This is a genomic window from Achromobacter spanius (genome assembly GCF_002966795.1).
In the GTDB taxonomy this organism is placed as follows: domain Bacteria; phylum Pseudomonadota; class Gammaproteobacteria; order Burkholderiales; family Burkholderiaceae_B; genus Achromobacter; species Achromobacter spanius_D.
Genome location: NZ_CP023270.1, coordinates 5377806 through 5403237, shown reverse-complemented (window position 1 = coordinate 5403237; position 25432 = coordinate 5377806). Strand labels below are relative to the sequence as shown.

The following is a 25432-nucleotide window of genomic DNA, read 5'->3' as shown; positions in this document are numbered from 1 at the left end:
CACCATGCTAGGATGCCCCGCATGCTGATCGCCGCCTTGCTTACCTCGCTGGCCCTGACCTCGGGCCATGCCATCGAATACGATCTCCCGTGCTTCTTTGCGGACAAGGAAGCGGAAGGCTCTCTGGAACACGTCCAGCACTGCGCCCGCGCCACCAATGACAGCGTCGAATTCCGTCCCGCCGTGCTGGCGCGCATGGATTTCAGCGTCGACGGCCTGTCGCCCGCGACCGCGAATGGCTCGTGGCACTGGGTCCGGCCCGACGGCCGCGCCGTGGCCGTGGTCACGTTCGACAATGGCGCCGACGATTTCGAGGAAGGCCTGACGCGCGGCCCGTGGGCCGGCGGCATGGCCTACTACGACAAGCAGCTCAACCGCGTGCTGGCAACGCCCTACGATTGGGTCGACCGCTTCGAGGGCGGCCTGGCCGCAGTCTGCAAGGGTTGCCGCATCGAGCGCACGCGCGACGGCGAACACAGTTACGTCACGGGCGGGGAATGGGGCGCCATCGACCGCGAAGGGCGGCTGTCGCTGCCCATGCGGCCGGATGCGATGTCATTGCGGGCGGAGATGGAGGCGGCACGCGGGGCGCCCAGCGGAGCGCCCCGTCCGCAAGATCAGCCTTAGAACTTGTAGCGCAGTTGCGCGTACACGTTGCGCGGCGCGCCGTAGAAGACCGAGTTATAGCTGCCCATCCCCGAGTAATAGTGCTTGTCCAGCACGTTGTTCAGGTTCACGGTCAGCCGCAGGTCCTTGCTGAAGTCATAACCCGCCATCAGTCCCAGGACGCCGAAAGCGTCCTGCGTGAACCGATGATTGTTCTCGCCGATGTCTTGTGAGAAATACGTGTTGCTCTGCCAAAGCATGTTCGCGCCGACGGTCAGGCGGTGCCAGTCGCCCGGCAGACGATACGCGGTGGCCAGCTTGAACAGGTGTTCGGGCTGCGTGGTGCTGACCCGCTTGCCGTCGCGGTCACGCGAGCGGCTGTAGGTGTAGCCCGCGTTCACCTGCCAGCCCGGCATGACTTCGCCGGACACCTCCAGCTCGACGCCGCGCGTCGTCACGCCCGGAATCGCGATGTAGGCGGTGCCGCCCGACGGCGTGGACGCGCCGCTGGGATCCAGTTCGGCGACGTTGTCCTGCTTGAGCTGGAACAGCGCGATGCTGGCGTTCAACCGGCCGTCCAGGTATTCACCCTTGGCGCCGATTTCGTAGCTCTTGCCGGTCAGCGGATCCAGCTGGCGGTCGTTGGCGTCGAAGTTGTACGCCTGCGGCTTGAACACGTCGGTATAGCTGGCATACACGGTGTGCCGGCTGTCCAGGTCATAGGTGATGCCCGCGTAGGGGATGAACTTGTTGTCGACGGTGGTGGCGTAATGCGAGCTGCGGCCGTTGCCCAGACTGCCGTCCAGACTCCATTCGTAGTCCGTCCAGCGGCCGCCCAAGATGACACCAAGCCGATCCGTGGGACGCAGCACGGTCGCGCCGTACAGGATCTTCTGGTTCACCAGAATATTGTGCGTCAGCCACCATTCGTACATATCGGGCTCGACGGCGTTGTTGTTCCAGTTGAAGGCGTCATCGATCAGCGAATCGGTGTTGCCGTCGTAGCGGTTCGATTGCGAATGCGTGCGCGCGGCGTTGTAACCCAGCACCAGTTCATGCTGGCGGCCGAACAGGGTGTAGGGACCGGACGCCTGGAAGTCGATGGTGTTCTCGCGCGAGTCGGTGTTGAAACGTGCCGCGCCGCCCGTGTAGAAGCCGTGGTCGATGCTGTGGGTGTCCACGTCGATCAGCGCGCTGCTCATGCCGGAGATCAGTTCGCGCGAACTGTAGTTGCGATGCGCCGCGGCCAGCTTGACGCGCCAGCCGCTGTCGAACTGGTGGTCGATGTCCGCGAAGACGCGGGTCGTGTCCTGATTGCGCCACGCCCATTTGTCCGCGGGGTTGGTCGACCGCGAGAACCTGACCTGCGAGCCGTCCGAGAAGAAGGCCGGCAGATGGGTGTTGCTGGTGCCGTCGTTCTTGTTCTGCTGATAGTCCACGCCGATGGACGCCTTGGTGCGCGGCGTCAGATCGGCTTCCAGGATGCCGTAACCGACGTACTCCTTGCCGCTGGCGTAATCCATGTAGCTGCCGCGGGTCTCGGCGGCGCCGACGACGCGGCCGCGGATCTTGCCGTTTTCCGTCAGCGGACCGCCCAGGTCGACTTCGCTGCGATAGCGGTCCCACGAGCCGGCGCCCGCGCTCAGGCTGCCCTGGAATTCCTGCGTGGGCCGCTTGCGGATGAAGTTGACGACGCCAGACGGATAGCCCGCGCCGTTCACCAGGCCGGTCGCGCCTTTCAGTATTTCAATGCGGTCATAGATGACCGTGTTGGTGATGCTGTAGTTGTCGCGGACGTTGCCGCCGTCGCTGGACAGGCTGGGCAGGCCGTCGAACTGGAAGTTCTGCAGCTGGAAGCCGCGCGAGTAGAAGCTGTAGCCTTCCGAGTTGTCCTGGACGACGGTGATGCCGGGCGTCTGCTCCAGCGCGCCGGCGACGCTCACGATGCCCTGGTCATCCATCTGCTGGCGCGTGATGACGCTGACCGATTGCGGCGTTTCGCGCATCGTCAGGCGCATGCGCGTGGCGGACGACGATTCCGGCATCGTGTACGAGCCGGTGCCTTCGCTGGGCGGAATCACGCCGTTGGCGGTGACCACCACGGGTTCCAACGCGGTCACCGCGCTGGCTGCCGGCAGCGGCCGGACGGTCAACACGCCGCTGCGGGTGACGACGAGTTCCAGCCCGGTGCCCGCCAGCGCCTGCCTTGCGGCCGCTTCGGCGCTCAGGACCCCGCGCACGGGCGCGGCCTGCTTGCCCGCCACCAGTTCGGCGCCGGCCGAAATGGGCTTGCCGCTTTGCAGCGAGATGCGGCTAAGGGTGTCGGCCAGCGGCGCGGCCGGAAGGTCGTAGGCCAGGGAGGCTTGTTGCGCGGCGGCAGGCGTGTTCTGGGCGTGGACCGGTCGGGTCAGCACGCAGGCGCTCAGCGCGCAGGCGACGAGCGCGGCGCCGGGGGGCAGGGGAAATTTCATGTTGGCAGGGGAAGCAGTAAGAGGATTTCGGTTGCGTCACAAGTCATGACGGCTACCGATCTGCAATCCCCTCACTGCCGGCCGATTATTTTTCAGGCGGCATCCACCACCGTCAGCCAGGGCCCGTAGCGATGCACCCGGATGGGCAGCGTGTCGCCCAGCGCTTCCAGCGCCCGGCGCGGATCGTCCAGCGGAAACACGCCAAAGACGCGCAGCGCCGCCACCTCGGGCGACACGCGGATCAGGCCGGCCTGATAGGCGCGCAACTGTTCCACCACCTCTTCCAGCCGCGTATCCCGCACGCTCAGGATGCCGTTGCGCCATCCGGCTTGCGCGGTGTCGTCGTGCGCCCAGGCGCGGTCGGCGTCAAACGCCGCCGACGCGCCTTGCGGCAATTCCATGGCATCGCCGCGCCGCGGCCGCAGCGTCAGCGCGTCCTGCAGGGCGCCCGCGACGGAGTAGCCGTCGAATTGGCTGATGGTGAGGCGCGCTGCTGCAGCAGTGACCTCGCCATGCCGCGTGCGCACCACAAACGGCCGCGCATCGGCATGCGCGTCCGCGTACAGCCCCCCTTGACGCAGCACCACCGTGCGCTGCGCGTCGTCGTAATGCACGTCGGCGGCCGAGCGCGCGTTCAGCGTCAGCACGGACCCGTCGGCCAGCGCATAAGTGCGGCGTTCGCCCGTGCGGGTGGAATACGTGGCGGACAGGCCGGCCAGTGGTACATAGCGGTCGGTGACCAGCGCGCCCACGCCGACGCCCGCCATCAGCATCGCCAGCTTCAATACGCGCCGGCGGTTCACCCCGCTGGCTTGCAACAGCGCGGTGCGGGCCGCGCGTGCCGGGCCCGGTGCGTCGCGCGTGGCGTCACGCAGCCGGGACAGGGGTTGCTGCATCAGGCCGTCGACCTCGGCCCAGGCGCGCGCATTGTCGGGATGGCTGGCAAGCCAGTGTTCAAAGCGCTGGCGGTCGCGGTCGGAGGCCTGCCCCGAGGTCAGCAGCACGATCCAGTCGACCGCGCGATCGGTCAGCGCGTCACCGGCGGACAGCGTCTTCATGGCGCTTGCGCGGCGCGGCGCGCGGCAAGGCAGTGCAGAAAGGCGCGCTTGACGTGACGCTCGACCGTCGCCAGCGACAGGCCCAACGCCTGGGCAATGGCGGGATGCGTCATGCCATCCAGCCGGTTCAGCAGAAACGCGTGCTTGACCGGCACGGGCAGTCCGTCGAGCAGGGCGTCGATCTCCTGCACGGCCTGCTTCAGGATCATCAGCGTTTCGGGTGAGGCGGCAACGGGTTCCTGCTCGTGCGCCAGCGCGTCCAGATAACGCGCCTCGACATCGCGCGCGCGCCACAGGTCGATGGTCAGGCGGCGCGCCAGCGTCAGCAGATAGGCGCGCGGTTCGGCAATGGGCGTGGCCGACGGCGACGTCAGCACGCGGCAGAACGTGTCCTGCGTCAGGTCGGCGGCGTCCGCGCGATTGTTGACGCGGCGGTTCAGCCAGCCCAGCAGCCAGTCGTGGTGTTCCGCGTAAAGCCGTTGAATGTTCTGGTACGCGGGGGAGTCCATGGACGGGCGGCGCGGCGAAATTGTTAATAGGAATAACTCTTATTTATAACTTGGATCGCCGCGCAAGACAATCGCGCCAGCCGCCTGCGATGTGCCGGCTGTGGCCCGCGCGTTGCGAACTTGGCATTCAGCGCGCTGCCCGCGGCGCTACTGCTGGCGCGGTCTGGCGTTGCGCGCGCTGGCTCAGCCAGACGCTGGTCACCACCACCGCCATGCCCGCCAGTTGCAGCGGCGACAGGCTTTGGTCCAGGATCGCCCATCCCAGCACCGTGGCGGAAAGCGGGCTCAAAAAGCCCAGCGACGACACCGCTGCGGGTTCCAGCCGCGCCACGCCGCGGAACCACAGCGCATAGGTCAGCGCCGCGCCGACCAAGCCCAGCCAGGCGATGCCCATGACATTGACCAGCGTGAACTGCGGCAGCGGCGACTCGGCCAGCAGCGCGACGGGAATCAGCAGGACGCCGCCCGCCGTCAACTGCCACGACGTGAACGCCAGCGCAGAGACGGGGGGCTGCCAACGCCGGCTCAGCACGGTGCCCAGTGCCATCGACACGGCGCTGGCCAGTCCCGCCGCGACGCCCACCGGGTCGAGCGCCGCCTTCGGCGTCAGCACCAGCAGGGCCACGCCGGCCAGCCCGGCCAATGCCGCCACGACGGACAGCCCGCGCACGGGAAACCCCAGCAGCAGCCGGGCCAGCGCGATCACGACCAGCGGCTGGATCGCGCCGAGCGTGGCCGCCACCCCGCCCGGCAGGTGATAGGCGGCGACGAACAGCAACGCCCAGAACACCGAGAAATTCAGCGCCCCAAGCACAAACACGCGCAGCCACCAGACGCCGTGCGGCAACGCACGGACCCACAAGAGCAGCAGAATCCCCGCAGGCAGGGCGCGCAGCATGGCGACCGTCAGCGGATAGCCCGGCGGCAGCATCAGCGTGGTGACGACATAGGTGCTGCCCCAGATGGTGGGGGCCAGCGCAGTCAGGAAGAGGTCGGCGTTGCGGGACATGAACTAAAAGGATGCGGCAGGCCGGCGCGCGCAGCGTCGGCAACCGCCGTCAATACATATGCTGCCCGCCGTTCATGGCCACGTTGCTGCCTGTCATGAATCCCGCCGCGTCGCTGCAAATGAACGCGATCAACGCGCCGATCTCCTCGGGCTCGCCCAGCCGCCCCACGGGAATCTGCGGCAGGATTTTTTCCTGCATCACTTCCGGCGGCACGGCCTGCACCATGCGCGTGGCCAGATAGCCGGGCGACACGGTGTTCACCGTCACACCTTTGCGGGCCACCTCCAGCGCCAACGATTTGGTGAAGCCGTGGATGCCTGCCTTGGAGGCCGCGTAGTTGGTCTGCCCGAACGCGCCCTTGCTGCCGTTCACCGACGAGATGTTCACGATGCGGCCCCAGCCCCGATCCGCCATCGGACCGCACAGCGGCTGCGTCATGTTGAACATGGAATCCAGGTTGCTGTGCATGACCTCGGCCCAGTTCTGCGCGCTCATCTTGCGCAGGCTGGCGTCGCGCGTGATGCCGGCATTGTTCACCAGGATGTCGATCTGGCGTCCGTCTTCCTCAAGCTTGCGCGCCAGCGCCTGGCAGGCGTCGAAATCCGCCACGTTGACCTTGTACATGGCGAAGGTGCGGCCGTTGGCTGCCTCTTCCTTGATCCATTCCCGCGTCGCGCTCTCGCTGGAATGGTAGGTCACGATGACGTCGTGACCCGCATCGTGCAGGGCCACGGCGATGGCGCGGCCCAGGCAGCCCGTCCCGCCTGTAATGAGGGCGGTCCGTTTAGCGGTCATGGCGGCCTCCCTGCTGATGGGCGTCCTGCATGGCGGCGCAGGCGGCCGCCATCTGGTTGGTCATCGTGGACCACATCTGCGCGAAGGGCGAGTTGTCGGCCGCCGCAATGTTGGCCTGCTTGAACCATTCGCACATCGCTTCGCCCACGCCGGCGGCCAGGGTGGCCTGCTCCTGCAGCGCGGCGTGGGTAAGCGCCTGGCTGGCTTCCAGTTGCGTCTGCCAGCGCTTGCGCGCAAGTTCGCCCATGGCGGGCGCAACATCCTGCCAGTTGGCGGCGGGCTTCAAGGGGGAGAGGGTGGCCAGGTACTGGCCGGTGGTGTCGCCAGCCAGACGCTGGCCCATTTCAAGCCAGCGCTGCTGGCTTTCCTGCGCAAGCTGGGCCAGGCGCTGGCAGAAGGCGACGTTGGCGCCGGTCAGACCGGCGGGCAGGGAGGCATTTGCTTTCTTCATCATCCGTCCTTGTAAATGGCGTGCTAAGGGGAAACGAATACACACGAGCCTCATGCCGTCGGCAGAGGGGTTTGCCAGTCAACGATAGCCCAGCGGGCGGTGGTACGGCCAGCGTTGCGGACCCGATCCTTGCGCAAGGCGCATGCGCACACGCAGTTCTTGACGCAGCGCCGCACATGGTGTCCCATCGCAACGATGCACCTGCACTAATGGCCCCCCACTGCCGCGGAGACCCTTTGCCGACATCAGGCCTGACGGAACGTGTTCCCTCGTGGCGTTATCTGCCCGTGGCCTTGGCACTGGTGCTGCCGGTCGTCGCCTGCGTGTGCTGGGCGTGGTGGCACGCGCAGAAGGAACAACGCGTTCAAGCCGAGTCGGCCGCGCGCATCGTGCGGGTGCAGACGCAGCACATCCTGACGCAGACGTGGACGCTGTCGGACCGGGTGGCGGCACTGACGGCGCTGTCGTGCGAAGAAGCGCTGCCCGACCTGCAACGCTGGGGCGCACTGAACCCGTATCTGCGGTCCCTGTTTCTGGTGCGCGGCGATCGCATCTATTGCTCGTCGGCCGTCGGCAAGGCCGACTATCCGGTTTCGGAGTTTCGCAAGTGGGTATCCGGCCAGCCGCCCGAGCAGTGGCGCTTCACGGTGGCCGGCACGCCGCTGGCGCCCGAACGGCCGGCGATCCTGCTGGGCCGGCCCGGGGCCGACGGCCATAGCGGTGTCGTGGTGGTCGACGGACGTTACGTGCAGGATCTGCTGAACGCCGTGGCAAGCCTGCGCGATTACCGCATCGAGTTGCAGGTGGGCGAGGGCGGCGCGCCCATCCACAATGATTTCAAGGGGGCGGCGGGGGCGTCGCGCGAGCTGGTCTACAGCGAGACCACCAGCCACGATGGGCGCGCATCCCTGACCATCCGCGTCAGTGCGCCGGCCGAAGCCGTCGTGCAGGCGTGGCAGCAATTGATGATGACCTACCTGCCCGCCGCGGCGCTGATCGGATTTGGTCTGGCCTTGGGCGCATTCCGCCTTCAGGCAAACCGCCAATCCATCAAGGAGCAATTGCGCCGCGCCATCCGCGCGGACGAATTCCGGGTGCATTACCAGCCTGTGTATGGTCATGCAACGGGCCAGTGCAGCGGCGTCGAGGCGCTGCTGCGCTGGGAGCGGCCCGGCAGGGGCTTCGTGCGGCCGGATGCATTCATTGCCGCGGCTGAAGCCGATCACATGATCGTCCCGCTGACGCGCCATCTGTTCGCGCTGATCGAACGCGACATGCGCAACTGGGTTACGCCGCCAGGGTTTCATGTCGGGGTCAACATTGCGGCCGAACATTTGTCCTGCCCTGAATTCACCGCAGACGTCGAACGCTTCGCCGCCAACATCGCTCAGCGTGAGCCGACCCTGGTATTGGAGATCACCGAACGCAGCCTGATCACCGACGACGGCCAGGCGCGGCGCAACATCGACGCGCTGCGCGCGCAAGGCGTGCGCGTGGCCATCGACGACTTCGGTACCGGCCATTGCTCGCTGTCGTATCTGCAGCGCTTTCCTGTGGATTACCTGAAGATCGACAAGGGCTTTGTGCATGCCATCGAACCCACCGGCGAAGACGCGCCGGTGCTGGACGTCATCATCACGCTGGCGCATCGCCTGGGCCTGGCGGTGCTGGCCGAAGGTGTTGAAACGGATCTGCAGTTCCGCTATCTCACCGGACGCGGCGTCGCGTTCATCCAGGGCTATCTGTTTGCGCGGCCCATGCCGTCGGATCAATTCGTGACGTGGTATGCCGGGCACGCGCCGACGGGCGAACCAGTGGGCGAGCCGCAATCGCGCTCAAGTGGTCTTGGCGTTGGCTGACGGCTTGGCAAAGAACAGGTCGGTGATGGCCTGGCTGTCCATGGGTTCGCCGTTGATCGCGCGCGTCAGCATTTCCGCGCCCAGCAGTTGCACCGAAAACACCAGGTCGGGCTGCACCCGGCGGATCTTTTCCAGATGCTTGCTGGTGTTGACCAGCGCCACGGTCTTGGCGCCGTCGGTGCCCGTGGCTTCCTTCGCGGCCAGCACGATGAATGCGTTTTCCGCGTCGTCGTCGCGCAGCGCCAGCACATAGCGCGCCCGCGCGACGCCCGCCACGTGCAGCACGTCGACGCTGGAGGGATCGCCTTCGATCAGGTCGGTGGCTGCGGGATAATCGTGCGCCACGCCCGTTGGCACGATGACGGTGACTTCTTCGTTTCGGTTGCGCAGGCCCTGGTAGACGCTCAGCGCGAGGGGCGTCGCGCCCGCGATGATGATGTGGTTCTTTCTCATGGCCGAAGAAAACCTGCCTTTGACGAGCCGTTTCAGATTGCCGCCGATCACCGGTCCGGCGATCGCGCTGACGGAGGTGGCGAACACGGTAATGCCGAGGATGATAATCGACGCCGTGAACAGGCGCGCCGTGCCGCTATGCGGCACGATGTCGCCGTAGCCCACCGTGGACATCGAGACGATCGAGAAGTACAGCGCGGTGCCGGCGTCCAGGATGGGCGGATTGAATTCGTTGCCCAGGTATAGTGTGCCGAACACCGCGTAGATCATCAGCGACAGCACGCTGACCAGCGCAAACAGCGAGCCGGCCGTCACGCTGGCGCGATCGAAGCGCCGCCAGTACGCCACCAGCGCAATCACCAGGACCAGCGTGTAGATGCCCAGTCCCGCGCGGCCGCCATCGCCCAGGATGGCGAACGTGCCGATGCCGATCAGCAGCACCAGCGAGAACGCCCAGGCGATGCGCGCCTTGAGGATCAAGCCCAGCGCAATCACCTGCAAGCCCACACCGAGCACCAGGCGCGGAATTTCCAGCAGACCGACCACGCGCATGATCTCGTGCCAGTTGTCCAGCGCGAGCCAGAACGAATATTCGCGCGCGCGGACTTCGCGCAGCACCGGGTGCATGAAGGCGTATCCGTCCAGCGCCACCAGAATGGCAAGGCACCAGTTCGGCGGGAAAAACGCCAGTATCTTGCGGAGGCGATGGCGCAGGGATGGCTGGGGCAGGGGCATGGAAGGCAAGGGCTTCCTATATCAATCTGGTATGGAAGACTATCAACAAAGAATTACTGGAAACGCGTCCGAGGTCCTAAACTTTCCTCATCAGGCGGCTATCCGGAAGGAACACCGCCGATATGGCAGTAACGCACTCCCAGCAGCAAGGGTGGACGCACTGCCAGGCGTTGATCACGTTGCAGCCAGTGCAGGGACTAGAGACCCGGCGCGGGCCACGGTCGGACCGTGCGTGAGTAGTATGAGGCACGAATGTTGGAATCGCGTGATCCAGGTAGAAGGCATCGGTGCCGGCCGATGACTCCGGGTTCACGTGTTGTTTTAGCGCGGCGTCTTACCCTTCGGGGGCAGCGCCGCGTTTTTTTCGCCTGTCGGCCTTGCGCCGGGCGATTTCAGGCAGACGCGTTCGCGTCCGCTTCTTCGCTGCGCCAGGCCTGTTGCCCGTCCGCGCGCGCGGATGGCGCCGTTACCCGATAGTCCAGATCCAGCGTGATGTCGGCTGCAAACATGTAGCCCCATCCGTGGACCGCGCGTATGGGCAACGTCATCTGATTGGCCGCGGCTTTGCGCCGCAGGCGGCTGATCATCACGTCCACGAAGCGGCGGCGCGTGATGCCGCTGTCGGCTTCGTCCGCGCCGTCGGCCAGAAAGGCGTCGCGGCTGATCTTGCGGTCGGGCGACTTCACCAGCCGCGACAGGAAGTCGCGTTCACCGGTTGTCAGACCCAGAGTTCGGCCCTTGGGGCTGATGAGCGTCCAGCCCTTGTTCGCCAGCCGCCAGCCTTCCTGGGCCGGCTCTTCGGATGCGCCCGAATCCGCGCCCGCTCCCGGATCCATGCCGTCCAGACCGACCGCGCGCCGCACCAGTGCCTGCAGTACCGCCGCAAGCTCCAGGCCGGTCACGTCCGGCGGCAGACAAGCGTCCGCGCCGCAGAGCAACGTGCGGATGCGGCTTTCCGAATCGGTGAATGGGGCGATGGCCACAATGCCCAGGCTGCGATCGATGGCGCGCAGACGCACGGCGGCATTGTGCACATCGGTAAGCGGGGCTTCCAGGACGACGAGCGGGCTGGGCCGGCGGGAAAACCGGTCGTAGACATCCACGAGATCGTGGCAGCGGCGGACGTTGAATCCCAGATGTGAAAGGGACTCGACGAGTCTGGCATGCCTGGCGTCGTCACGGCCAAGAAAAATGACATCCAGCGTGTTGTTCATTGATGCTTCCAATGAGGCGTCGCGGCAGGCGCTGGCGCCAAAAAAAAGCCGGACGTCTGGCAGAGCCATGCCGTTGCCGGCCGTTGCGGCGCTTCCCCTTCCAGAGCACGCCTGTGTTGCATTTAAACACGGGCGTGTTTTTTTGTGAAGATACGTTTCTATGGTTTCGGACGGTAACAGAACTTGGCAGTGGATCGGCTGGGCATCCGTTGAAACAGCGTTTGATCCTCGATTTGCGACAGAAAAATATTATGTATTACCGATACATTATTTTCTCTTTCGCCGGATTCGATACCCATAAACTCTTGCGTCCTTTTCACTCCCGGGGTGTTCAGCGGCCGTCGCGTCACGGCAGCCGCCGAACGGTGAAGTAAGGCGCTGCAAGTCGATGAAAGATATGACTTTTATGGGGCGGCATGCAGCACGGCGGAAAGGGCGCGCGGCAGCTCGTGCGTTTGGCCAGGGGGGCCATGCGGCGATTTGTGGATTAACCCGGAAATTGGGGTCTAATCCCTTTATTTGGCCGCGGATTTGAAATGCTTTAATCCAAAAAAACCATACAAATTAATGTCTCAGGTTGATCGATTGGACACGTTTAGCCATCGTCTGCGCAATGCAAGAATGCTTCAGGGGTGGACTCAAAAAGACTTGGCGGTCGCAAGCAATCTGTCTCAAAGCGCGATTGGCAACTACGAAAGCGGACAGCGCCAGCAGCCGTCCAGCGAGGCGCTCATCAAGCTGACGCGCGCCCTGCGCGTCAAGCCGTTGTGGCTCAGCACCGGCGAGGGGCCGATGCTCGACACGCCGTCCGGCCATGTTGCCGCGGGCAGGCTGGGCGAAATTCCCGACCCGCCCGCCTGGCCCTTCGAAACCATCTCCTACGCGTCTTACGCCCGACTCTCGCACCAGGAAAAGCGTCAGATCGAGTTGGTGCTGGGCGCCTACATCAAGGCACGCGGCGAATAGTCCCCATCGGTTGCGCGGGAACTTGCGGGCGCGGCCGGACATCGGCGGGAACGGTGGCGCCGGCGCCGCGGGAGTCGGTACGCAGGCGGCTGCGCAGGCGCTCCACGGGATCCGCAATCAGGTAGTTCAGCACCGCCGAGACCCCGATGCAGCCCGTGATGGCCATGGCGGCGAACAGCATGGGCTGATGCTCCTGCACATCGTGCATGAGCCAGCTGAACGCCATGATGACCAGCATGTGACAGATGTACAGCGGATAGCTGAGTTCACCAATTGCCTTGTCCAGCTTGTGGCGTGACTGGAACAGGAACGCCAGCGGCAGCAGCGCGGCGAACAGCAGGACGGCCAGGCCATCGCGCACGGTGGGATTGATGCCGATCGAGAAGTGCGCAACCGCATACAGGAACAGGATGCCGGTGCCCAGCTCGGGCAGGCGCTTGACGCGCTGCGTCCAGGCCTTCATGCGCGGCAGCAGCACCTGGTGCGACAGCGAACCGATCAGGAACAGCGCCAGTTCTGTCGGGAAGAAACGGTAGGTCCAGGGATCCGAGCGGCCGACGCCGGTCCAGATCAGGATTGCGCGCAGGGCCAGCGAGGCGGCCAGCAACGCCAGCAGCCGGCGCGGCGAGCGCAGGACGAAGGGCGCCACCAGGTAGAAGCTCATCTCGACGCCGAGGGTCCAGGCTTGCGGCACGAGCAGGCCCTTGTACAGCGGCACGTCGCTGTTCGCGAAGCTGCCGGTGAAGGCGAGGGCCGAGTCGCGGATGCCGAAGAACATCAGCCAGTCCTGGCCGAAGATGAAGAGGTTGGAGAGGAACAGGAAGACTTCGGCGCTGAAGGGCAGCGCTTCGTAGATGCGGAAGAACGAGCCTCCGCTCACGATGTGGGCCGTCAGCGTCAGCGCCGCCACCGCCAGATAGATCGGGAACAGCCGCAGGAAGCGGTTGGCGTAGAACTTGCCGGTGGCGCCCTGGTAGTGATCCGTCGCCGTCAGCACGTAAGAAATCAGGAAGCCGGAAATCACGTAGAAAAGCTGGACGGCAAGCCTGCCGCCGACAAGCTGATCGGCATAGCCTCCGCCCAGGTGGTCCAGGACCACTGACAAAGCCAGTAAGGTTCTCAAGAAGCCCATCGCGCATCTCCCCGGTCGATATTGTTCTCAGGCCCGATGGGCCGGACACTGCGCATGCGGTTGTCGCGGGCTCCGCTCCTCTTTCCCTGTATTACTTTTTAGGCCGGAGTCATCAACTGTCATTGATTCTGCTCGCGGCGACTTACCCCCGCCATGCGGCATTCGATGCAGAACCCGCGATCATCGGAGCTAGAACCTCCGGCTCAATCGTGCATCTTTTGGATACGGCTGTCGGACGGAGAAAAACGCGTGATGCGCCGCAGGCCGGTTACATTACGACGGTACGCATCAATTGGAGGCTCGCTCATGCCCAACTTCCTGTCCACGCCCAGCAGGGTGCTCTGCCTGGGACTGTTGACCGCGGCGCTGGCCGGATGCGCCGGCATGACCGGTGGCGCGCGTCCAGAAGGCGCCGCTGCAGCCAGCGCCGCCACCAGCAAGGACTCGCTGGCGCAGACGAGCTGGGAACTGGTCCGCTGGGCGCAACCGGGCGGCGCGCTGCGCGACATTCCGCACGGCGACAACGGCGAGCCCATCCGCCTGACCTTCCTCGCGCAAGGCAAGCAGTACCAGGTCAACGGATTCTCCGGCTGCAACCGTTACACGGGTACGTACAAGCTTGAGCGCAACAAGCTCGTCATCGACGCGCCCGCCACCACGCGCATGGCCTGCGTGCCGCCCGAGCGTGCAAAGCTGGAAGCCGACTACCTGCGCGCGCTGCGGGCCATCGACACGTTCACGCTGGATAGCGGCGGCGCGCCGCGCCACCTGACGTTCAACCTGCGTGGCGGCGACGTGCTTGAGTTCGAGCGCCGCCAGGATCCGCCGACACCCTGAATCCCGCTTCGCTGAACGATTCGAGAGACCTGCATGCGCTCACCCCTTTTCCTGCGCCGCGTGGCGCCTGTCCTGCTGTGCGCGGGTCTCGCGGCCTGCGCGTCGCCGCCGATGCGCGTGGTCGATGGGCAGGATCCGCGCTTTCAACCGGCCTCTGCCTCCGACATCCTGGTGCAGACGAACTGGGACCTGGCGCGCTGGACGCTGCCCGGCGGCACGCTGCGACCGGTACCCCATCCTTCGTCCTCCACACGCCCCATCACGGCGGCATTCATCCACGACCAGGGCTCGCCCCGGATGATGGGATTTGCCGGCTGCAATACGTACAACGCGCCGTACACCATCGCCAACGGGCTTTTGATCGTGCGCGCCGATCCGGTGTCCACCCGGATGGCCTGCGCACCGCAGGCCATGACGCTCGAGCAGGATTTTCTGGCGTCGCTGACGCGCATCACCGCCAGTTCGTTCGATAACGCCAGCAACCCGCAGCGCATGACGTGGAAACTCAGCACCGGCGACACGCTGGACTTCGGGCGCCGCGCGGATCCGGTGGCGGGCGGCCAGCGCGGCCCCACCAAGCTGGTGTATATCAACGCCGAGCGGGTGCCCTGCGACACGGCCGCCGGCCGCGCCATGTGCTATCAGGTGCGGGACAGCGCGTCGCAGCCCTGGCAGGCCTGGCCAGGCGAGATCACGGGGTTCAGTTTCCAGCCCGGCGTGCACTACCGCCTGCGCGTGGTCGAGATCAATGACCCGAATGCCTCCTTGGGCGCAGCCCCGCTGCGCTGGGTGCTGGATGCGGTGGTCGAGCAGCAGGTAGTGACACGCTAAGGGCGGTGTGCGGTCGCGCGTGCTACTCGCCGCCCGGCGATGGCCCCTCGGGCGGCGCAAACCGCCCAGCGATTATGATTACGGGCTTCGCCGCCCGTTTTCTATCGCTTTGCCATGACTTCCGTCGTCAATATCGCCGCTTACAAATTCGTTCCGCTGGACGCCCTGCCCGAGCTGCGCGAGCGCCTGCTCGCCGAGGCCGGCGCCGCCGGACTCAAGGGCACGATTCTGCTGGCCGGGGAAGGCATCAACCTGTTTCTCGCGGGGGCGGCCGACGGCATCGACACCTTTTTGCAGGGGCTGCGCGCCGATGCACGGTTTGCCGACCTGGAGGTCAAATTCAGCCACAGCAACGACGTGCCGTTCCGCAAGCTGCTGGTCAAGATCAAGCGCGAGATCATTCGCATGAACCACCCCGCGATCCGGCCGGCGGCGGGCCGCGCGCCCGGCGTCGACGCGCACACGCTGGCGCGCTGGCTGGCAGCGGGCGTGGACGACGATGGCAGGCCCGTGGTCATGCTGGACACGCGCAACGCCTTCGAGGTGGACGAAGGCACGTTCAGGAACGCCATCGATTGGCGCATCGACCGCTTTACGCAGTTTCCCGCCGCGGTCGAGGCCAACCGCGCGCAGCTCGAGGGCAAGACCGTCGTCAGCTTCTGCACGGGCGGCATCCGCTGCGAAAAGGCCGCCATCTTCATGAACGAGGCCGGCATCGAAAACGTCTACCAGCTCGACGGCGGCATTCTCAAGTATTTCGAGGAAACGGGCGGGCCGGGCTACGAAGGCAAGTGCTTCGTGTTTGACGAGCGCGTCTCGCTGGATCCGGCGCTGGCGCCCAGCAACGCCTGACCGGATTCGGCGCTGCAACAAAAAAGCGCCCGCATTCGCGGGCGCTTTGCATTGGCACTGACGCGGATCAGCGCACGCGCATGCCGGGCTTGGCGCCGGGGAACGGCTCCAGCACGTAGATGCCGGCGTCGACGGCTTCATCCGCATGGCTGGCGGCCAGCACCATGCCTTCGGACACGCCGAACTTCATCTTGCGCGGGGCCAGGTTCGCGACCATGACGGTCAGCTTGCCGACCAGATCTTCCGGCTTGTAGGCCGACTTGATGCCCGAGAACACGTTGCGGTGGCGGCCTTCGCCCACGTCCAGCGTCAGGCGCAGCAGCTTGGTCGAGCCTTCGACGTGCTCGCAATTGACGATCTGGGCGATACGCAGGTCGACGCGCGCGAAGTCGTCGATGGAGATGGTCTCGGCCAGCGGCTCGCCGCCGGGCACCACCACGGGCGCGGCGGGCGGCTCGAACAGGTCTTCCAGCATCTGCGGTTCGACGCGCTGCATCAGGTGCTTGAACGGCGCCACGCGCTGCGGCAGGACCGAGGCATCGGCCCAGGTGAAGGGCGCCTGCGCGCCGAACAATTCCAGGGCGACGCGTTCGGCGAGCTGGGGCAGCACCGGCGCCAGCATCACCGACAGGGCCTTGAAGCCGGCCAGCGAGCGCGAGCAGATGTCCTGCAGCGCGGCTTTCTGCGCGTCGTCGGCGGTGGCGATGCCCTTGGCCAGCACCCACGGCTGCGCGGTATCGAACGCCTGGTTGATGCGGTCGGCGTACGCCATGATCTCGCGGATGGCGCGGTTGTACTCGCGAGCCTCGAACGCGGCGCGGATGGACTCGGCCTGCTCGGCGTATTCGGCGGACAACGCGCTGGTGTCGCCCGAATAACCGAGGACGCCGTCAAAGTGCTTGGTGATGAAGCTGGCGGCGCGGCTGGCGATGTTGACGTACTTGCCGACCAGGTCGCTGTTCACGCGGGCAATGAAGTCCTCGGGGTTGAAGTCCATGTCTTCGACGCGCGCGTTCAGCTTGGCGGCGATGTAGTAGCGCATCCATTCGGCGTTCATGCCGAGTTCCAGGTAGCGCAGCGGCGAAATGCCGGTGCCGCGGCTCTTGGACATCTTTTCGCCGCTGACGGTGATGAAGCCGTGCACGTTGACGGCGTCCGGCGTCTTGCGGCCGGCGAACTTCAGCATGGCGGGCCAGAACAGGGCGTGGAAGTACACGATGTCCTTGCCGATGAAGTGGACCTGTTCGGTGTCGCCGTTGGGGTCGAGCAGGGCGTCGAAGTCCATGCCCTTGACCTCGCAATAGGACTTGAGCGACGCCAGATACCCAACTGGCGCGTCCAGCCAGACGTAGAAGTACTTGCCCGGGGCGTCCGGGATCTCGATGCCGAAATACGGCGCGTCGCGGGAGATGTCCCAGTCGCCCAGCTTGGCCTCGCCGTCTTCGCCGCCCAGCCACTCACGCGTCTTGGCCAGCATTTCCGGCTGCAGGTGCTTGACGCCAGCCTTGTTGGAACCCGTGGTCCACTGCTGCAGGAATTCCACGCAGCGCGGGTCGGACAGCTTGAAGAAGAAGTGGTCGGACGACTTCAGGACGGGCGTCGCGCCCGTCAGCGCGGAGTACGGATTGATCAGCTCGGTGGGCGCGTAGACGGCGCCGCAAACCTCGCAGGAATCGCCGTACTGGTCCTTGGCATGGCACTTGGGGCATTCGCCCTTGATGTAGCGGTCGGCCAGAAACATGCCCTTGACCGGGTCGTAGAACTGCTCGATGGAGCGCGTTTCGATCAGGTCCTGCGCCTTCAGCGCGCGGTAGATGTCCTGCGACAGCGCCACGTTTTCCGCCGAATCGGTGGAGTGCCAGTGGTCGAAACGGATGTGGAAACCGTTCAGGTATTGCGGACGCTCGGCTGCGTAGCGCGCAACCAGCGCCTGCGGCGTGATGCCTTCTTTCTCGGCCTTCAGCATGATCGGCGCGCCGTGCGCGTCGTCGGCGCCCACAAAGTGCACCGTGTGGCCCGCCATTCGCATCGAACGAACCCAGATATCGGCCTGGATGTACTCCATGATGTGGCCGATGTGGAAGGATCCGTTGGCGTAGGGCAGCGCAGTGGTGACAAAGAGGGTGCGAGACATGGTTGTCGACTGAGGTTGAGGGGAAAAGGAGATTTGGCGGCCATTTTAGGGCAAGCGCGAGCGCGTGCCCCTGACGTGGCGCCGGAAGTGGTCCCGGCAATGATCCAGGACATGGCCCCGGAAAGCGCACAACCCGCCCATCGCATCGATGCGAATCAGGCGGGTTGGGGGGAGCGGCCGGAGCGTTGGGTGCGATTTCAGCGCAACACGCATCGGCCGGCTTGCGCGGGTTTACGCACAAGCCAGGTTGAAAACCGCCGTCAGCGGATTTCGCGGGCCTCGACGTCAATCACGTCGCCACGCGGTTGCGTGGCGAACGGGGCAGTGGCGGACTGGAAGGGTCCAGGGCGGGCGCCTTGGCGCTGGCTCCAATAGGCGCGAACGCCGAAGGGCTTGCCGCGGACCTTGGCGACCACATAAAGGATCGCCACGGCGAATGCCGTGGAAAGCATGAACACCAGCGCCATCGCCATGCCGATCAAGGCCAGGGCGGCGAATAGGACGGCACGAAAGAAGCGGATAAGTGTGTTGGTCATGAATGTCGGATGCAAAACGCAGCGAAAGGTTCCCGTGTATCCGCTATCCTTTAGGGGATGGCGGCCCGCAGACGCCGCGCTGCCTACGGAACCATAGTGACATGAGTATAACGATAGAAAACATCCGCGCCGCACTGCGCGCCGCGCAAGACCCGAATACCGGTTTGGATTTGGGTGTTTCTGTAAAAGATCGTGACATTCAACTGGGCGGCGGCCGCGTCGCGTTGACGCTGGAACTGGGCTATCCCGCCGACGCCGTCCGCGACCAGATCCGCGACATCGCCGTGCGCGCGCTTGCGCAAGCCGGCGCGCCCGATGCGCAAGTCACCGTCACCTGGAAGGTTGCCGCGCACGCCGTGCAGAAGGGCCTGAAGCCGCTGCCCAACGTGCGCAACATTATTGCGGTCGCTTCCGGCAAGGGCGGCGTGGGCAAGAGCACCACCGCCGTGAACCTGGCCCTGGCGCTGGCCGCCGAGGGCGCTTCGGTCGGCCTGCTGGATGCCGACATCTACGGCCCCAGCGTGCCGACGATGCTGGGCATCTCCGGCCGTCCCGAAAGCCGGGATAACAAAAGCATGGAGCCGCTGACCGGCCACGGCCTGCAGGCCAATTCCATCGGCTTTCTGATCGACGCCGATTCGCCCGCCATCTGGCGCGGCCCGATGGTGACGCAGGCGCTGGAACAACTGCTGCGCCAGACCAATTGGCGCGATCTCGATTACCTGATCGTCGACATGCCGCCCGGCACGGGCGACGTGGCGCTGACGCTGGCGCAGAAGGTGCCGGTCGTCGGCGCGGTCATCGTCACCACGCCGCAGGACGTGGCGCTGCTGGATGCGCGCAAGGGCCTGAAGATGTTCCAGAAGGTGGACGTGCCGATTCTGGGCGTGGTCGAGAACATGGCCATCCACATCTGCTCGCAGTGCGGTCACGCCGAGCACATCTTCGGTGAAGGCGGCGGCCAGCGCATGGCCGAGCAATACCAGACGCCGTGGCTGGGCAGCCTGCCGCTGACCCTTGCGATTCGCGAACAGACCGACGCCGGCACGCCGACCGTCGTGTCGGACGCGGGCAGCGAGGCCGCGTCGCTCTACCGCGCGATCGCTCGAAAGCTGGCCGCGGGCGTTGCGGCGCTTCCGCGCGACATGGCCGGAAAGTTTCCCTCCATCGTCGTTCAACAACCGACCTGACGCATGCGGTGGGCTGCCCGAGCCTTATTGGCAGGACTTTGCATGATGGCGGGCGAGGCGTTGGCCAAGCGCCCGGAGGTCATTGTCGACCCCGGGGGCGTGCCCCCGGCCGCGCTCCAGGCGATCACCCAGGCGGTCGATGCGATCGCGCGTCTGGCCGAGGACCAGGACGGCGGTGAAATCAACCGCCTGCGCCGGCGCGCGCGCGACGCGACGCTGGCGGCGCTGGCCACGCAAGGCTATTTCTCGCCCAAGGTCACGCTCGAGGCCGGCACCGATATCGGCGGGGAAACCTGGGATATCGCGATCGTGCCGGGCAAGCGCACGACCGTCGAATCCGTGAATCTTGAATTCTCGGGCCGCATCACGCGCCCCGAGTACGCGCAGCGTGTGCAGAAGCTGCGCGACGATTGGGGGCTGCGCAAAGGGCAGCCCTTCATCAACAGCGACTGGAACCGCGCCAAGGCCACGCTGCTGGACGACGTCTCCACGCGCGACTTTCTGCTGGCGCGCATGACGTCCTCGCGCGCGGACATCGACGCCGACAACGCGGCGGCGCATCTGCACGTCACCATCGACAGCGGACCGCAGGTGCGCATGGGCGAGCTCAACACGCAGGGCTTAAAGCGTGTGCCGGAAACCTTGATCGACCGCTACGTGCGCTACAACGTGGGCGCCGCGTTTGACCAGAACCGGCTGGACCAGTGGCAGCAGGACCTCCAATCGACCGCATTTTTCCGTGGCGCGTTCGTTTCGCTGCAGGAGCCGCCCAGCGCGAACGACCAGCCCACCGATCCCATTTCCGACCGCGCCCGCGGACCCGGATCCGAGGACGCCGCCGCGGCTGCGCCGGCGGGCGATCCCACCGTGTCGGGCGGCATGCCCCCGCCGCCAGCGCAGTTCGATTCGGACGGCGAGATCACGCTGCCGGTGCAGGTGCGCGTGGTCGAGGCGCCGCCCAAGCGCTTTTCCGCGTCGATCGGCGTGGACGACGAGGCCGGCGTGCGGGTCGAATCCGTGTATCGCCAGAACGTGGTGTTCGGCCAGCCGGTCACCATGGAAACCGGCTTCGGCGTTGACCGGCTGCGCCAGCGCGCCTTCATGGACATCCTTCTGCCCCCCACCGAGCGCGGCTACCGCGATTCCGTCGGGATCCTGGTGGACCGCTCCGACATCCAGGGGCTGGAAGTGACCCGCTACGCGCTGGGCGCCACGCGCACGCAAGAGCGCAAGGGCGCCGGCGACAGCCGCGTCGAATATGAAACGCGCTATGGCGTGCTGCTGGCGCAAGACCACGTCAAGATCGACGGCGGCGACAGCTACACGCTGCCCACCATCACCACCACGGCCGAATGGCTGCGGCGCGACGTGGACAACAAATACGATCCGCGCGAGGGCAACCTGATTTCGGTGGGCGGCGGTGTCGGCGTGACGCTGGACACCGGCGAGCCCTACACGCGTCTGCGGCTGCGCGGCCAGAAATGGTGGCCGATAGGCAAATGGGACGTGCTGACGATCCGTGGCGAGGTCGGCCGCGTGTGGTCCAACGGCGACGTGCAGGTCCCGGACGATTTTGGCTTCCGGACGGGCGGCGCGCGGTCGATCCGCGGCTACCGCTACCAAAGCATCGGCGTGCACCGCGACAACGCCGTGGTCGGTGCGCCCACGCTGCTCGTGGGCAGCATCGAGTACGACCATTATTTTGACGAGCGCTGGGGCATGGGCGTGTTCGTGGACGCGGGCGATGCCGCCGAATCCTTCGGCGACATGAAGATGTCCGTGGGCTACGGCGTCGGCGCGCGTGTGCGCACGCCCGCCGGGCCGCTGTTCCTGGACGTGGCCTACGGCCAGCGCGAACGCGACCTGCGCCTGCATTTCTCGCTGGGGATCGCGTTTTGAAGTTCGTGCGTAAATTCCTGCGCCATGTGCTGGTGTGGTGGCTGCCTGGGCTTGCCATGCTGGTTGCGTTGGCGGCCGGTTTCATCTTCTGGCTGGTGGCCTCGCAGAACGGCACCCGCCTGTTGCTGACCACTGCGGCGCAGCAGCTCGAGGGCCAGGCGCTGGACGTGAACGGCTCGCTCCTGCGCGGGGTGACCGTGGGGCGGCTGGAGCTGACGGCCGGCGGCACGCACGTCCACATCCACGACCTGGACCTGTCCGTGCGCTGGAGCGCCCTGGGCGACCGGCTGCTGCACGTGCGCAACCTGTCGGCCGGCGCGGTCCGCGTAGACATCGAATCCTCGCCCGAGACGCCGCCCGCCGAGGAAAGCGGCGAACCCTTTACGCTGCCTGAGCTGCCGGTGACCATCGCCGTGGACCGGCTGGCGCTGGGCGACTTCCAGTTCACCCAGGACGGCGAGCCGCTGCCCGTCACGTTGAATGATCTGAACGCCACCTTTGCCGCCAGCCAGCAGGGCGCGCAACTGCGCATTGCCAGCCTGCGCGTCGGGCACGAGGTGGGCGAGGCCGACGTGACCGGCCAGGCCGATCTGCAGGGGTTGGCCGACCCCTGGCCCTTCGCGGCGCGTCTTGACGTGACGGCGCGCGGCGCGGGACCCGATTCTCCGCTGTGCCAGGCCGACCGGCTGAGCGGCGTGTTCGGTCCGGTGGCGGGGCAGGCGAACGCCAAGGACAAGGCCGAAGACTCGGCCAAAGACCCCGCTGTGACCAAGAAGCCCGCTGCGTCCAAGGCACAGGAAGCGGCCAATCGCGCCGACCGGCGCAAGACCGAAGCCGCCGCCAAGGGCCGCCCCGACAGCGCGGCGGCCGCCAAGGGCAAGGCAGAGCCAGCCGCCACCACGGCCGCGCCGATGGGGCCGCCCGTGCCCGCGTGCCTGGTCGTGCTGCACGCCGACGCCGCGGGATCGCTTGACGGCATCCAGGCCAAGATCGACGGCACCGGTTCCAATCTCGTGCTCGACGTGGTGGCCGATCTGGCGCCGCGCACGGCGCTGGTGCTGCGCAGCGCCCGGGCGCGCGCGCAGTTGCCAGACAAGTCCACGCTGGCCGCGCAGTTCGACCTGCAGCCGGGCGACGCGCCCGGCCGCGACCGCATCGTCGGCTCGCTGGACGCGCAGCGCCTGGACCTGGCGCCCTGGACGGGCAACGCCATCCCGCCCGCACTGCTGACTGTGCGCGCGGACGTGCAGGCCGATATCGAAAACCTGAGCGCGCTGCGGCATGCCGCCGTCAACCTGCGCTTTGAAGAGGGCAGCCGCTGGAACCGCCAGCCGCTGAGCGGGAATCTGAAGGCGCAGGTGGATGTGGCTGCGGCAGCCGATGGTGCGGCAGCCGGTGCTGCGGCAGCCGGCGCTGCGGCGCCCGCCGGAACTGTCGCGACGGACCCCATGGCGGACCCGCTGGCCGGCCTGCGCATCCACGACCTGGACGTGGACCTGCGATTGGGCCGCAACCGCGTCCGCGCGACGGGCGAACTGGGCGCCGCGAGCGGCGCCATCACGCTCGATGCCCAGGCGCCGCAACTGGACGCCTTCTGGCCTGACGTGCCCGGCGGCGCCGACGTGAAAGCCCGCATCGACGGCACGGTGGCCGCGCACCGCGGCGAGATCACCGCCAGCTACACGCCGCCCCGGCCTCGTCCGGGCATCATCGGGCAGTCCCGCGCGCAAGCCAATCTGACCTTCAACGGTGGATGGGGCAGGGGGGCTGCGGGCCAGCCGGACGCGACGCTGGTGGGCTGGCGCGGCACGTTCTCCAGGCTGAGCGCTGACACCGCCGGATTCGCCGTCTCCCTGGATCGCCCGGTCACGCTGTCCTTCCTGCCCTCGGCCGTTGCGCCGCAGTGGCAATGGCAGGTCGGCCAGACCGCTGTGAGCCTGACCCTGCCGGGCAAGGAGCGCCTGTCCGTGGCGCACCAGGGCTCGCGCGGCGGCGGCAAGCGCTGGGAAACCGCCGGGCAGTCGGACAACCTCGTCATCACGGCCGCCGTGGCGCGCCAGGTGGTCGGCGCGTTCGATCCGGAAGCTGCGGCCAAGCTGGGCCGCAATGCCGGCCGCGTGAACGCGATGGTGCCAGACGGCCAGCGCCGCATCGCGCTGGACCTGCTGTGGGACTTGAAATTCGACGGACGCCTGGCTGGCCGGGCCCGGATCGCGCGCCGGGCGGGCGACCTGCTGATTCCGGGCGATCCACCGGTGCCGCTTGGCGTGAAGGCGCTGGTCGTCGACGTGACCGCCACGCCCACGGCGGCCAACGCCAGCCGGCTGGACGCGCGCCTGGACCTGGCGACGGAAAAGATGGGGTCGATCAACGGCACCGGCACGGCGGTCCTGCTGGTGGACGCGCAGGGCGGCATGGCGCTGGATTCGCGCCAGCCGCTGCGGGCGCGCCTGAATGCGGACATCGCCGACCTGGCGTGGGTCGGCCTGTTCGTGGGCGACGCCATGGAAGTGGGCGGCACGCTCAAGGCCAACATCGACGTGCAGGGCACGCTCGCCGGCCAATGGGGCGCCACCGGCGCGATCCAGGGCGACAAGCTGCGGCTGGTGCGCATCGATGACGGCGTGCGGCTGATCGACGGCACGCTGTCCGCCCGCCTGGACGGCCAGCGGCTCATTCTGGACAGCCTGCGCTTTCCGGCGTCGCTGCGCGTCATGCCCGCAGAATGGCGCACCAAGGAATGGATCACGACCAACGCGGGCGCCAAGGGCGGCTACGCCGAAGCCAAGGGCGACTGGAACATCATGGACGGCGGCGGCGCGATCAAGCTGACGCTGTTCCGCTTTCCCGCCTTGCAGCGCTCGGACCGCTACGCCATGGTGTCCGGCACGGTCGAGGTGCGGGCAGCCATGCCGCGCCTGGAAATCGTGGGCAACCTGAGCGCCGACGCGGGCTGGTTCAGCCTGGAGATCCTGCAGGGCGTGCCGACGCTGGACGACGACGTGCGTGTGATCCGCGCGGGCGACGATCCCAACAAGGTCTCGACGCCGCTGCAGACCAGCATGGACCTGCGATTCGACATGGGACCGCGCTTCTACATTACGGGCATGGGGCTGGACGCCGGCCTGCTCGGCGCCATCCAGATCCGCCTGAACGACGGCCGGCTGACGGGCTGGGGCCAGTTGCGCACGCGCGGCGGCGGCATCGAGGCCTATGGCCAGCGGCTGCGCCTGAGCCGCGGGACCCTGACCTTCCAGGGCCGGCTGGACAATCCCATCCTGGACATCGAGGCGCTGCGCACGGGCGAACTGGTCGAGGCCGGCGTGCGGGTGGTGGGCACGGCCCAGCGTCCTCGCATCGACCTGGTGTCCTATCCGGAAGTCAGCGACGTCGAAAAGCTGTCGTGGCTGCTGCTGGGACGCGGACCGGACGAAAGCGGCGGCGACGCGGCCCTGCTGGTGTCGATCGGCACCGCGCTGCTGGGCGGCGGGCAGCCGTTCTACAAGCAGTTCGGCCTGGACGACGTGGCGGTGCGCACCGGCAACATGGGCAGTTCGGGCAGCATCCTGCCGGACCGCACGGTGGCCGGTAACGTCAACCGCGATATCGGCAGCGACCTGTCCACCCAGTTTCTGGTGGCCAGCAAGAACTTTGCCAATGGCATCACGCTCAGCGTCGAGCAGGCGCTCTCCGGCAGCGATACCGTCGGCCGCGCCAGCTACCGGCTGGCGCGTGGTCTGTCCCTGGATTTGAAGGGTGGGTCGGTCAACGGGATCTCGCTGGTGTACCGGACCCTCTTTGGCAATTGAGCCGGCGCCCGGCTTGAGGCGGGACAAGTGCGTCCCGCCGGGCCGGGGGCGGGTCCGGCGCGCTCGGGATAAAATGACGCCCATT

The 25432-nt window shown here is 66.7% G+C and carries 20 protein-coding genes; 9 read left to right on the top strand and 11 right to left on the bottom strand.

The features are described 5' to 3' along the window. Positions 1-21: 21 nt before the first annotated feature. Positions 22-627, top strand: coding sequence for a WG repeat-containing protein (locus tag CLM73_RS24470; protein WP_105240630.1), 606 nt, complete (start codon positions 22-24; stop codon positions 625-627). Here CLM73_RS24470 and CLM73_RS24465 read toward each other — a convergent pair. The 6 genes from CLM73_RS24465 to CLM73_RS24440 all read right to left on the bottom strand — a co-directional run bounded on the left by CLM73_RS24465 (position 624) and on the right by CLM73_RS24440 (position 6900). Next, complete coding sequence (locus CLM73_RS24465; protein ID WP_105240629.1) at positions 624-3077, bottom strand: TonB-dependent siderophore receptor; 2454 nt, start codon at positions 3075-3077, stop codon at positions 624-626. The genes CLM73_RS24470 and CLM73_RS24465 overlap by 4 nt on opposite strands. A gap of 92 nt (positions 3078-3169) precedes the next feature. Continuing rightward, positions 3170-4135 (bottom strand): DUF4880 domain-containing protein, encoded by a 966-nt coding sequence (locus CLM73_RS24460; RefSeq protein WP_105240628.1) that lies wholly within the window; start codon positions 4133-4135, stop codon positions 3170-3172. Continuing rightward, positions 4132-4644, bottom strand: coding sequence for a sigma-70 family RNA polymerase sigma factor (locus CLM73_RS24455; protein WP_105240627.1), 513 nt, complete (start codon positions 4642-4644; stop codon positions 4132-4134). Before CLM73_RS24455 ends, CLM73_RS24460 begins: the two co-directional genes overlap by 4 nt. A gap of 127 nt (positions 4645-4771) precedes the next feature. Further along, on the bottom strand, positions 4772-5653 hold the full coding sequence (locus CLM73_RS24450) for an EamA family transporter (RefSeq protein ID WP_105240626.1): 882 nt from the start codon (positions 5651-5653) through the stop codon (positions 4772-4774). 49 nt (positions 5654-5702) lie between these two features. Then, positions 5703-6449, bottom strand: coding sequence for an acetoacetyl-CoA reductase (gene phbB, locus CLM73_RS24445; protein WP_105240625.1), 747 nt, complete (start codon positions 6447-6449; stop codon positions 5703-5705). Then, positions 6439-6900 carry a hypothetical protein gene (locus tag CLM73_RS24440; protein ID WP_325048245.1) on the bottom strand — a complete coding sequence of 154 codons (462 nt, stop codon included), beginning with the start codon at positions 6898-6900 and terminating at the stop codon, positions 6439-6441. Before CLM73_RS24440 ends, phbB begins: the two co-directional genes overlap by 11 nt. 236 nt (positions 6901-7136) lie before the next feature. Between CLM73_RS24440 and CLM73_RS24435 the strand changes: the two genes are divergently transcribed. Next, positions 7137-8759 carry an EAL domain-containing protein gene (locus CLM73_RS24435; RefSeq protein WP_234015733.1) on the top strand — a complete coding sequence of 541 codons (1623 nt, stop codon included), beginning with the start codon at positions 7137-7139 and terminating at the stop codon, positions 8757-8759. Here the strand turns inward: CLM73_RS24435 and kch are convergent. Together kch and CLM73_RS24425 are read right to left on the bottom strand one after the other, a co-directional pair. Further along, positions 8736-9947, bottom strand: coding sequence for a voltage-gated potassium channel protein (gene kch, locus CLM73_RS24430; RefSeq protein WP_105240622.1), 1212 nt, complete (start codon positions 9945-9947; stop codon positions 8736-8738). The genes CLM73_RS24435 and kch overlap by 24 nt on opposite strands. Before the next feature lie 392 nt (positions 9948-10339). After that, the gene (locus CLM73_RS24425) at positions 10340-11161 is read right to left on the bottom strand and encodes a response regulator transcription factor (protein WP_105240621.1); all 822 of its coding nucleotides are present in this window, start codon (positions 11159-11161) and stop codon (positions 10340-10342) included. A gap of 648 nt (positions 11162-11809) precedes the next feature. Between CLM73_RS24425 and CLM73_RS24420 the strand changes: the two genes are divergently transcribed. Further along, a complete protein-coding gene (locus CLM73_RS24420) occupies positions 11810-12127 on the top strand; it encodes a helix-turn-helix domain-containing protein (protein WP_234015732.1) in 318 nt (105 codons plus the stop codon). Here the strand turns inward: CLM73_RS24420 and CLM73_RS24415 are convergent. Then, the gene (locus CLM73_RS24415) at positions 12108-13226 is read right to left on the bottom strand and encodes an acyltransferase (RefSeq protein ID WP_325048244.1); all 1119 of its coding nucleotides are present in this window, start codon (positions 13224-13226) and stop codon (positions 12108-12110) included. The genes CLM73_RS24420 and CLM73_RS24415 overlap by 20 nt on opposite strands. 339 nt (positions 13227-13565) lie before the next feature. Here CLM73_RS24415 and CLM73_RS24410 point away from each other — a divergent pair, with 339 nt between their 5' ends. The 3 genes from CLM73_RS24410 to CLM73_RS24400 all read left to right on the top strand — a co-directional run bounded on the left by CLM73_RS24410 (position 13566) and on the right by CLM73_RS24400 (position 15779). After that, entirely contained in the window at positions 13566-14096 is a 531-nt protein-coding gene (locus CLM73_RS24410; protein ID WP_105240618.1) for an META domain-containing protein, read from the top strand. 33 nt (positions 14097-14129) lie between these two features. Then, positions 14130-14927 carry an META and DUF4377 domain-containing protein gene (locus tag CLM73_RS24405; protein ID WP_105240617.1) on the top strand — a complete coding sequence of 266 codons (798 nt, stop codon included), beginning with the start codon at positions 14130-14132 and terminating at the stop codon, positions 14925-14927. A gap of 114 nt (positions 14928-15041) precedes the next feature. Continuing rightward, positions 15042-15779: a sulfurtransferase gene (locus tag CLM73_RS24400; protein ID WP_105240616.1), complete on the top strand. Its 738-nt coding sequence runs from the start codon at positions 15042-15044 to the stop codon at positions 15777-15779. A gap of 67 nt (positions 15780-15846) precedes the next feature. Here CLM73_RS24400 and metG read toward each other — a convergent pair whose 3' ends face one another. After that, positions 15847-17913: a methionine--tRNA ligase gene (gene metG, locus CLM73_RS24395; protein WP_056559089.1), complete on the bottom strand. Its 2067-nt coding sequence runs from the start codon at positions 17911-17913 to the stop codon at positions 15847-15849. Between the two features lie 260 nt (positions 17914-18173). Next, complete coding sequence (locus CLM73_RS24390; RefSeq protein ID WP_056325207.1) at positions 18174-18449, bottom strand: hypothetical protein; 276 nt, start codon at positions 18447-18449, stop codon at positions 18174-18176. 101 nt (positions 18450-18550) lie between these two features. Between CLM73_RS24390 and apbC the strand changes: the two genes are divergently transcribed. Genes apbC through CLM73_RS24375 form a run of 3 tightly spaced genes read left to right on the top strand, consistent with a single transcriptional unit; the run spans position 18551 to position 25347 of the window. Further along, complete coding sequence (gene apbC, locus CLM73_RS24385; protein ID WP_105240614.1) at positions 18551-19639, top strand: iron-sulfur cluster carrier protein ApbC; 1089 nt, start codon at positions 18551-18553, stop codon at positions 19637-19639. A gap of 3 nt (positions 19640-19642) precedes the next feature. After that, positions 19643-21538 (top strand): autotransporter assembly complex protein TamA, encoded by a 1896-nt coding sequence (locus CLM73_RS24380; protein ID WP_105240613.1) that lies wholly within the window; start codon positions 19643-19645, stop codon positions 21536-21538. A 56-nt stretch (positions 21539-21594) separates the two neighbouring features. Next, on the top strand, positions 21595-25347 hold the full coding sequence (locus CLM73_RS24375; protein ID WP_199778359.1) for a translocation/assembly module TamB domain-containing protein: 3753 nt from the start codon (positions 21595-21597) through the stop codon (positions 25345-25347). Positions 25348-25432 lie beyond the last annotated feature (85 nt).